Origin of the sequence: Mesorhizobium captivum (assembly GCF_033977165.1) — a bacterium.
In the GTDB taxonomy this organism is placed as follows: domain Bacteria; phylum Pseudomonadota; class Alphaproteobacteria; order Rhizobiales; family Rhizobiaceae; genus Mesorhizobium; species Mesorhizobium captivum.
In genome coordinates this window covers 1-1,757 of record NZ_JAVIJB010000107.1, presented here as the reverse complement: position 1 = coordinate 1,757, position 1,757 = coordinate 1, and the positions used below count along the sequence as shown (strand labels likewise).

The following is a 1,757-nucleotide window of genomic DNA, read 5'->3' as shown; positions in this document are numbered from 1 at the left end:
CCTCGTCGCCGACCGCCAGGCCTTGCTGGACCGCCTCAGGCCGCTTATCGGCTCCGGTCCATGAAGCTTGCTGGCAACGGCTCGCCGACACTCCGGCCTGGTTGACCAGCGGATGATGGCGATTTAAGCGGTGCCACGACCGTCACAGCGACGTTTTAGGCAACCGGCCGCGGATCGTTCAACGGGCGGCATACAGAGGCGGGGCATCAACCGGATCCGACAGCTTCACAACCGCAGCCGGACAGGCTTGTCGAATGGGAAGATGGGCGGGCTCGCCGCGAGTGCCTCCTTCGCGCCGGAAGTGATCGTCTCGACTGCGTCCTGCCGCGATCTCCGCCGGCGCATGCGGATTCCGATATGAAGCCGGCCGCCATTCCGGTTTGAAGCCGGCCACCATTCCAACCAAAGACCGGCCGGTTTTCGGCACTGAAGATTACCTCCTGGTCAGCAACCTTGGCATCAATTACCTCGCGATGAACGAGGACATTTTGATGCCGGCAAAGAGAAGGCTAACCATGAGACAGTTGAGACAAATGCTTCGGCTTGCCGGAAGCGGGATCAGCTCGCGCGAGATTGCGGTCGTGCTGGGAATAGCATGCAGTACGGTGCAGGATAATCTGCGGCGCGCAGCGGCAATCGGGTTGAGCCGACACTGGATAACCGCGGCCACAATGCACCTCCGCTGGCCATCTCTCATGAAGAGGAAGATCGGCGGAGGATCGGCCGTGTCAACCGCATCAAGGGGCTGCTGCTCTCGCAAGGCATCACCGACTACGAGCCGCTTCATAAAGATCGGCGACAGCGGCTTGAAGACCTGCGAACAGGAGACGGGCACGCATTGCCAAGGCACATGAAGGCCCAGATCAGTCGAGAACTAGACCAGCTGGAACTGGTGATGGAACAGATCAAGGCGGTCGAGGGTGAGCGCGAGGCGCTTATCGCGGCGCAGAACACGGACAAGACGAAGCCGTCGCCCGTCACGATGCTGCTGGGGATTAAGGGACTCGGCGCGGAGTTTGCCAATATCCTCTGGGCGGAAGGGTCATTCCGGCATTTTGATAATCGCCGTCAGGTCGCCGCCTATGCCGGGCTGGCGGCGACGCCTTGGCAGAGTGGCTCGATCGACCGGGAACAAGGTGTGTCGAAGGCTGGCAATCCAAGATTGCGCACCACGCTCATCCAACTGTCTTGGTTATGGCTGCAACACCAGCCAGATTCGGCATTGGCAAAATGGTACAAGGCGCGCGTCGAACGCAATGGCGGGCGAATGAAGAAACCGACCATCGTTGCGCTGGCACGTAAGCTGCTAGTCGCCCTGTGGAAGTACGTAACCTCCGGAGTCGTAATCGAAGGTGCTATTATGAAAGAGGCATAGCGTTTCGCTACTTTAGCCTTTCCGAAATCTACCGGGATCTCATGAACCCCGGCGGATCCAGGTGACGAACCTATGAAGACCCTGGCAAAAATGTCGTAGTTCAGAATGGTCTCGTCATCCTGGGCTCAGCCCGCCGAAAGCGGGATGTTGGTGCAGCCGCGATCAATGGCGACCGAATATGAGGTGGATTAGGCTCAGCAAAACGAGCCGCGTCACGTAGTTGAGCCCGCAACCTGGAGCCGGAAACCTTATGAGGATGTCGAATATGTTCCAATCTTGACATCGCCAACCCCATATGAGGGTCTTCACCTCCGCGCATCACACCGGCCATCAAGCGGCAGATGCGCCGCCGCTCCGCGATCGAGCCATCGGCCACATCAAG

1 pseudogene is annotated in these 1,757 nt (G+C 59.3%); it reads left to right on the top strand.

The window, feature by feature from the left end:
• Positions 1-697 precede the first annotated feature (697 nt).
• Positions 698-1,375 (top strand): annotated as a pseudogene (locus RFM40_RS33465) (transposase); the annotation flags it as partial.
• Between the last annotated feature and the right edge of the window lie 382 nt (positions 1,376-1,757).